Raw genomic sequence first — 7,960 nt, forward strand, 5'->3', positions numbered from 1 at the left:
CCGCCAAACGAAGCCGCATTCCCGCATTCATTGAACTCGGCAAACGTCTACAAGAACACTTCGAAGCGATCATCTCCGCCGTGGAACTCGGCATATCCAACGCCCTCAACGAAGGCATCAACGCCCGAACCCGCCTCATCAACGCACGCGGCTACGGCCATCACTCCGCCCGAGCACTGAGCTCGATGATCTACCTCTGCATCGGCGGATTACACCCTCGACTACCCATGAAAACGTGAGGAGTCGCACACAAGTTCGAATGCGACGTTGCTCCCATCAGCTGGTGAGCACAGACCGCGACTCCGGTCGCCGTGAGGTTCGACGGCCCCTATGGGGCTGTGTGGACCGTTGTGCCTGATCGTGCCCGTTGGGCGCCTTCTGTGAAAGTCGGTATCCCTATGGACGCCACCCATCTCAATACGTTCATTGATGCGCTCATCGATGATCTTGCTGTTGCGCCGCCGCCCGATGACGATGCCGATCGCCGGTTGTTTGATCTGTTGGACTCTCCGCGGCGGGTGCTCGATGAGCAACCGCTGCTGGCGGTGCTGGCCGCCGCGGTGGTGACACGCAACCTGGCCGATCATGTGATCGCCCAGGCGGTTGCGGCCGCGGAGCGGGCCGGGATCCCGGCGCGGCGGCACCTGAGCTCAGGCAGCGACCTGCTCATCAGCTGCGGCATGGCTCCCGGTGCCGCGTACCGCGCGGCACGGGTGGGGCGCGCGGCGCACACCCTGCCGGCGTTGACCCGGGCTCAGCGCCTCGGTGGGATCGGTATCGAGTTCGCCGACGCCATCGGCAAAGGAGTCGCGCATGTATCGGGCAGGGTCGCGTTGTCCGAGGAGGACCGGGCGGGCGTCGTCACGTCGTTGATGATTCAGACCACGCCCTCTGGTGTCGATAAGAAGGCCCGCGAGATCGCCATCTTCAAAGCCGCAACGCAGCCTCGCGACGACGGCGCGGTGCCGGTCGCGGAGAACGCCGACCTCAACGAGATGACCGTGGTGCAGACCKAGGACGGGCGGGTCGCGGCCAGCCTCGATCTCGACGCGCTCACGGCAGAGGAACTGTTGGCCGCGCTGGATCCGTTGTGCCGGCCCGTCCCGCTGCCCGACGGGTCGCCGGACCCCCGCCCGACCGGCCGCCGTCGCGCCGATGCGTTCGGGCAGATCATGCGCACCTACCTGTCGAGTTCGCAGCGCCCGATGAGCGGTGGTGTGCTTCCCCACGTCACCTTGATCCGGCCTGCCGCAGCTGGGTCCGTGGATGTTCTCGGGTTCGGCGGGCCTATCAGCGCCCGCACCGCGGACCTGATTGCGTGCGACAGCACCCTGACCGCGGTAACCGTCGACGCCTTGGGCGCGCCGTTGGACGTCGGCCGCGCCGAACGGCTATTCACACCTCTGATTCGTAAAGGGTTGGCGGTGCGCGATGGTGGCTGCGCGCACCCCGGCTGCGGCAGACCCGTGTCCTGGTGCGACGCCCACCACATCAGACCGTGGGCCTCCGGAGGCGCCACCAGCATCGACAACGGCGTGCTGCTGTGCCGACTGCACCACACCGCGATCCACCACGGCGGCTGGCAGGTCTACCTCGGCGCCGACCGCCACCCCTGGTTCATCCCACCGCACGACCCGGCCGGGCCCAAACCGGCACACCTGCGCTCACACGCCCGACGCACCATGACCACCCTGCCCACCGCCGCATAAACCACGACTCAGCACCTTGAAAACTGCACAGAGAAACCGGCCGCAGCGCCGATGGCGTTGGTGGCCAACCCGACTGCTGCGAACCAGCTAGCGAATCAGTGCGCTAGGTCAGCTCCCAGATCACGGTCACCGAGAAGCCCACGGTCTGCTCGCCCGGTGCCAGCGGCACCGACTCGGCCATTGCAGAGCGCGGCATCGGGACCGGCGGCGGCGGCGTGGTGCCGTCGGCCTCCGAGATCGAGATGACGTCTCCAAGGTTCAGCCCGGACAGTTCGGCGTACTGCTGGGCGCGGTCCTTGGCATCCTCGAAGGCGCGGGTGCGGGCATCGCGTACCAGGGCGGAGTCGTCGGCGATCGAATAGTTCACCGAGTTGATCCGGGTGTTGTCCCCGCCGGTGGTGACGATCAGAGCCAGGATGTCCGACGCACGGTCGGCGTCGCGGATCTTCACGTCGATGGCATTGCTCGCCCGGTAGGAGGCGATGCTGGTGCCATCGGAGTTGTACTGCGGTTGCAGCGACACCTGCGTGGTGCTGATGTCCTTCTGCTCGATGCCCGCGCCGGTCAGCGCATCCAGGACGGCCTGCTGCCGCTGGCTGGTCTGGTTGAGCGCGCCCGTGACATCGGCGGCGATGGCTTCCATTGCCGCCGAGACGGTCAGCGTGTCCGGGGTGCCCTGCACCTCACCGGATCCGACCACGGTGACCTGGCGGGCGGCCGCGGCGGACGGGTCACCGACGGGCGCGGGACCCGATTGTGCGTCACAGGCGCTGACCCCGACGGCGAGCACCGCCCCGGCGAGAGCGAGACAGACACGGGCCGGCAATCGTCGCGCGAGTGGCATGTTCGAACCATAGCGCGTCAGGGCGTCACGACGATCTTGCAATGCCGGTCCGGATCGCCCAGATCGGCGAACGCATCCGCCACCCCGTCCAGGTCGACCTCTCCGGTGATCAGCGAGGCGACGTCGATGTCACCCTCGGCGATGGCACGCAGCGATTCGGCGAATTCGGATGGGTCGTAGCCGAATACGAAGTGCAGGCTGAGCTGTTTGGCGCTGGCGAAGAACGGGTGCACGGTGTCGGGCTGCATGCACACACCGGCGACCACCACCCTGGCGCCTGCCGGTGCGCGTCGCAGCACGTCGTCGATCACGCCCGGGGCGCCGACCGCTTCGAACACCACCGCCGGTGTGCTCTGGTGGAACGGCGAACCCTGTGCCGGGTCGACGGTCACGTGGGCACCCACAGTCTCGGCGAGTGCGCGCCGAGTGGAGGAGAAGTCGGCTGCCACAATGGTTTCCACCCCGCGGTACTTCAGGGCGGCGATGATCGCGATGCCGATCGGGCCGCACCCGATGACCAGGGCGGGTTCACCGCGTTCGATCTTCGAGGTGTTGACGGCGTGCAGGCCGACCGCCATCGGCTCGGTCAGGGCGGCGTGGCGGGCGTCCAGGCCGTTGGGTACCGGCAGCAGCAGCGGTGCGGAGAGCAACATGCGCTCGGCGTAACCGCCGACGGTGGTGTTGCTGTACACGATCATGTCGAGCCCGGTCGGCGTCAGCAGCACCGGGACCGAGGTCACCAGAGAGCCGGGGGCCGGCGCGTCGGTGCCGGGTCCGGGCTCCAGGACCTCGGCGCTGAATTCGTGCCCCATGTAGATGTCGGCGGACAGGTCGATACCGGACATGGTGTCCGGCATGCCTTCCATCTCCGCGCCCGCGGCCAGCATCTGATCGCCGTGCGCGGCGAAATGCAGGTCGGATCCGCAGATTCCGCATGCCTTCACCGCCACCAGCACCTGGCCGGGGCCTGGCACCGGTTCGGGCACGTCATCGCGCACCACCATGGCGCCGTCGCGCAACACCGCCGAGCGCATCAGGGCTTGTCCCCGGCATGCTCGGTGATGGCGTTGACGATGGCCTGCCCGGCGCGCCCGAGCAGTTGGTCCCGCATGCCCTTGGCCCAATCGTGGGAGGCGCGCGGTGCGGTCAGCTGTCCCTTGAAGTGCGGGATGACCTCCCGGGCGAACAGCTCATAGGAGTGGTAGGTGGCCGCCGGTGACGCCCAGTCGTGACCGAGCAGCAGGAACGTGCCGAAACCGCCGGAGCGGTCCAGCAGGTCCTGGATGTAGGCGATCGCCTCCTCGGTCGTGCCGATACAGCAATTGCCTTTGGCCGCATAGTCTTCGACGAACTGCCGGGCATCGCCCTGGCCTCCGTCCGCGGAGTTGGACAACGGCACGAACCCGGCCGCACCGAAGTAGTTCGCGAAATCTTGCAGCCCGTAGGTGCAGTCCTCGATGGCCTGCTCCTTGGTGTCGGCGACGTGCACGATGCCCAGCACCCGCCAGTCCTTGCGGTCGGGGGCCTCGCGTTCGGACTTCTGCGCCTGCTCGGTCACCATGTCCCAGGTGGTCTCCACGGCCGCGACCCCACCGGGCACCGACATCGACAGCGACAGCAGGGACGTGCCGAGCTGGCCGGCCAGTCGCGGCCCGGACGGCGAAACCATTGCTGCGGTCGATATTTCGGGGTACGGCCAGGTGTAGGGGCGGATGTGCAGCGCGGCGTCACGCAGGGTGAACCAGTCGGTCTGGCGGTCGATCCGTTCCTCGGGCCCAGCCCGGAACAGGGCCAGGATGGCCTCCAGTGACTCCTGCATCATCCGGCGCTGGTCGACGGGATCGATGCCCATCATGTAGGCATCCGAGGGCAGCGCCCCCGGTCCGGTGCCGAATATGACCCGTCCCCTGGTCAGGTGATCGAGCAGCACCCAGCGGTCGGCGACCATCAGCGGGTGGTGATAGGGCAGCGACACCACGCCGGTGCCGAACCTGATGTGCCGGGTGCGTTCGGCGGCCGCGGCGATGAACACCTCCGGGCAGGCGATGAGTTCGTAACCACCGGAATGGTGCTCGCCGAACCAGGCTTCGTCGTAGCCCAGCCGGTCCAACGCCTCCACCCGGTCCATGTCGTACTGCAGCGCGAGGGTGGGGGACTGACCGGTCGGATGGAACGGGGTGATGAAGACACCGAAGTCCAGCGGCGCGTTCACGTCAGGTCCAATTCGCCGAGGAACTCCAGCAAGGCCGCATTGACCTCGTCGGGCCGCTCCTGCTGCAACCAGTGCCCGGCACCGTCGAGCAGCACTTCGCGGTATCCGCCGGTGGCCACCTCGGTGACCCGGTCACGCGGGGTGAATCCCAGCACCGGGTCGGCGCTGCCGGCGAGGAACAGCAGCGGGACGGTGATGGTGTGCGCGGTCAGCCCGCCGGCCGCCGGATCGGTCAGCTCCCAGTTGCGGTCGAAGTTGCGATACCAATTCAGCGGTCCGGTGAAGCCGGTCACCTCGAACGCCCGCACGTACTCGTCGAACTCCGCGGTGCTCAGCCAGTCCGGCAGCGGCGGCAGCGGCTGGTCGGCCATCTCGTCGATGGGCCCGCCGAAACCCTCCAGCGCCACCATCCGCTGCAGGGAGGCACGTACATCCGCGTTCAGCGCCGCGTCGGCCACCCCGGGCTGCTGGAAGTACAGGATGTAGAAGAAGTTGTCACCGAAGATCTTCCGCCAGATCTGCGTGGGCGCCGCCGAGGCCCGCGGGATCGGCGGGACGCTCAGCGCCACCACCGCGCTCGCCCGGTCGGGGTGGTAGAGCGGGAAGTTCGTGGCCACCGGGGAACCCCAGTCGTGCCCGACGAGCACGGCGCGTTGCGCGCCGACATCATCGAGCAGTCCAGCGATATCGGCGGTCAGCTCGGCGATGTTGTAATCCTCGATCGCCTCGGGTCGCGAGGACCCGCCGTATCCGCGCTGATCGGGGGCGATGACGTGGTACCCGGCCGCGGCCAGCGCGGGAATCTGGTGGCGCCATGAATGGGCCAGTTCGGGGAAGCCGTGGGCCAGCACGACGACCGGATTACCGGGCTCACCGGCCTCGGTCACCCGCAACGTCACGCCATTGGTATCTACTAACCGGGTGGTTGGTGTGATCACGATCTCACCCAAGCACACGGGGTCCGCGTGGGCGAGCAAGTCGGGCGGGGAACTTCTGATCGTTGGTCAAGCGGTAGCCTTGAGTTTTCCAACTGCGCTTATCGGAAGGACCGGGCCGGCCGCACCCGTGCAGGCCGGAGATATCGATGAACCGTAAAAACGTCATCCGCACGCTGTCGGCGATAGCCGTCGTGCTGCTGCTGGGTTGGTCCTTCTTCTACTTCAGCGACGACACCCGCGGATTCAAGCCGGTCGACACCTCGGTGGCGATGGCTCAGATCAACGCGGACAACGTCAAGAGCGCTCAGATCGACGACCGTGAGCAGCAGCTCCGGCTCGAGCTGAAGTCGGGCAACGGCGACACCGAGAACAGCGACAAGATCCTCACCAAGTACCCGACCGGTGTCGGGGTGCAGCTGTTCGACGCGTTGAGCGCCAAGAACGCCAAGATCAACACGGTGGTCAACCAGGGCAGCGTGCTCGRCACCCTGCTCATCTACATGTTGCCGCTGCTGCTGCTGGTCGGCCTGTTCGTGATGTTCTCCCGCATGCAGTCCGGCGGCCGAATGGGCTTCGGCTTCGGCAAATCCAAGGCCAAGCAGCTGTCCAAGGACATGCCCAAGACCACTTTCGCCGATGTGGCCGGCGCGGACGAAGCGGTCGAAGAGCTCTACGAAATCAAGGACTTCCTGCAGAACCCGAGCCGCTATCAGGCGCTCGGCGCCAAGATCCCCAAGGGCGTGCTGCTGTTCGGGCCGCCCGGAACCGGTAAGACGCTGCTGGCCCGCGCCGTGGCCGGGGAGGCCGGGGTTCCGTTCTTCACGATTTCAGGTTCGGACTTCGTCGAGATGTTCGTCGGCGTCGGCGCCTCACGGGTGCGTGACCTGTTCGAACAGGCCAAGCAGAACAGCCCCTGCATCATCTTCGTCGACGAGATCGACGCCGTCGGGCGTCAGCGTGGCGCCGGTCTTGGCGGTGGCCACGACGAGCGTGAGCAGACGCTGAACCAGCTGCTCGTCGAGATGGACGGTTTCGGTGAGCGCCAGGGCGTCATCCTGATCGCGGCCACCAACCGTCCCGACATCCTGGATCCGGCACTGCTGCGTCCCGGCCGCTTCGACCGTCAGATCCCGGTGTCCAACCCGGACCTGGCCGGCCGCCGCGCCGTGCTCAAGGTGCACTCGGCGGGCAAGCCCATCGCCGGTGACGCCGATCTGGACGGCCTGGCCAAGCGCACGGTCGGCATGTCCGGTGCCGACCTGGCCAACGTCATCAACGAGGCGGCGCTGCTGACCGCCCGCGAGAACGGCACCGTCATCACCGGCGCCGCGCTGGAAGAGGCCGTCGACCGAGTCGTCGGTGGTCCGCGCCGCAAGAGCCGCATCATCAGCGAGCACGAGAAGAAGATCACCGCCTACCACGAGGGCGGCCACACCCTGGCGGCCTGGGCGATGCCCGATATCGAGCCGATCTACAAGGTCACCATCCTGGCCCGCGGTCGTACCGGCGGCCACGCCGTCGCGGTTCCCGAGGATGACAAGGGCCTGATGACCCGCTCCGAGATGGTCGCGCGGCTGGTGTTCGCGATGGGCGGACGGGCCGCCGAGGAACTGGTGTTCCGCGAGCCCACCACCGGTGCGGTCTCCGATATCGAGCAGGCCACCAAGATCGCCCGCGCCATGGTCACCGAATACGGCATGAGCGCCAAGCTCGGCGCGGTCCGCTACGGCACCGAACACGGTGACCCCTTCCTGGGCCGCTCCATGGGCACCCAGGCCGATTACAGCCACGAGGTCGCGCAGATCATCGACGACGAGGTGCGCAAGCTGATCGAGGCCGCGCACACCGAGGCGTGGGAGATCCTCACCGAGTACCGCGATGTGCTCGACATCCTGGCCGGCGAGCTGCTGGAGAAGGAGACCCTGCACCGCAAGGAGCTCAAGGCCATCTTCGACGGGGTGAAGAAGCGTCCCCGGATCACCATCTTCAATGATTTCGGTGGCCGGATCCCGTCGGACAAGCCGCCGATCAAGACCCCCGGTGAGATCGCGATCGAGCGCGGCGAGCCGTGGCCGCCCCCGGTGAAAGAGCCCGCCTACAAGACCGCCATCGTCGAGGCCAGCAAGGCCGCCGAAGCGGCCGGACAGAACGGCACCAACGGCTCGGGCGCCAACGGCGCACCCCCGAACGGTCAGGGCCACGGTCAGGCGCAGCCGGATTACGGCGCGCCGGCGGGCTGGCACGCACCGGGCTGGCC

At 67.5% G+C, this 7,960-nt stretch carries 7 protein-coding genes; 3 read left to right on the forward strand and 4 right to left on the reverse strand.

The genetic code is table 11. The features are described from left to right. Together AC1DTF_RS31570 and AC1DTF_RS31575 are read left to right on the forward strand one after the other, a co-directional pair. Positions 1–239 (forward strand): transposase (locus AC1DTF_RS31570; protein WP_477475059.1); only part of this gene is annotated, 239 nt, incomplete at its 5' end. Positions 240–398: 159 nt separating this feature from the next. Further along, on the forward strand, positions 399–1,709 hold the full coding sequence (locus tag AC1DTF_RS31575) for a DUF222 domain-containing protein (RefSeq protein ID WP_477476919.1): 1,311 nt from the start codon (positions 399–401) through the stop codon (positions 1,707–1,709). Positions 1,710–1,812: 103 nt separating this feature from the next. Here AC1DTF_RS31575 and AC1DTF_RS31580 read toward each other — a convergent pair whose 3' ends face one another. Genes AC1DTF_RS31580 through AC1DTF_RS31595 form a run of 4 tightly spaced genes read right to left on the reverse strand, consistent with a single transcriptional unit; the run spans position 1,813 to position 5,703 of the window. Continuing rightward, the gene (locus AC1DTF_RS31580) at positions 1,813–2,553 is read right to left on the reverse strand and encodes an SIMPL domain-containing protein (RefSeq protein WP_057170812.1); all 741 of its coding nucleotides are present in this window, start codon (positions 2,551–2,553) and stop codon (positions 1,813–1,815) included. 17 nt (positions 2,554–2,570) lie between these two features. Further along, a complete protein-coding gene (locus tag AC1DTF_RS31585; protein WP_477476920.1) occupies positions 2,571–3,587 on the reverse strand; it encodes a zinc-binding dehydrogenase in 1,017 nt (338 codons plus the stop codon). Beyond that, the gene (locus AC1DTF_RS31590) at positions 3,587–4,765 is read right to left on the reverse strand and encodes an LLM class flavin-dependent oxidoreductase (protein ID WP_477476921.1); all 1,179 of its coding nucleotides are present in this window, start codon (positions 4,763–4,765) and stop codon (positions 3,587–3,589) included. Before AC1DTF_RS31590 ends, AC1DTF_RS31585 begins: the two co-directional genes overlap by 1 nt. Continuing rightward, on the reverse strand, positions 4,762–5,703 hold the full coding sequence (locus tag AC1DTF_RS31595; RefSeq protein ID WP_477476922.1) for an alpha/beta fold hydrolase: 942 nt from the start codon (positions 5,701–5,703) through the stop codon (positions 4,762–4,764). The genes AC1DTF_RS31590 and AC1DTF_RS31595 overlap by 4 nt, the downstream gene beginning before the upstream one ends. A 146-nt stretch (positions 5,704–5,849) precedes the next feature. Between AC1DTF_RS31595 and ftsH the strand changes: the two genes are divergently transcribed. Further along, positions 5,850–7,960: ATP-dependent zinc metalloprotease FtsH (gene ftsH, locus AC1DTF_RS31600; RefSeq protein WP_477476923.1), on the forward strand; the 2,111-nt coding region annotated here is incomplete at its 3' end.

It is taken from the genome of Mycobacterium sp. P4_H6, from assembly GCF_056400845.1.

Bases quoted from the DNA above. Each gene is read 5' to 3' on its own strand.
- AC1DTF_RS31580 (WP_057170812.1), bottom strand. From the start codon at position 2,553: ATGCCACTCGCGCGACGATTGCCGGCCCGTGTCTGTCTCGCTCTCGCC.
- AC1DTF_RS31585 (WP_477476920.1), bottom strand. From the start codon at position 3,587: ATGCGCTCGGCGGTGTTGCGCGACGGCGCCATGGTGGTGCGCGATGAC.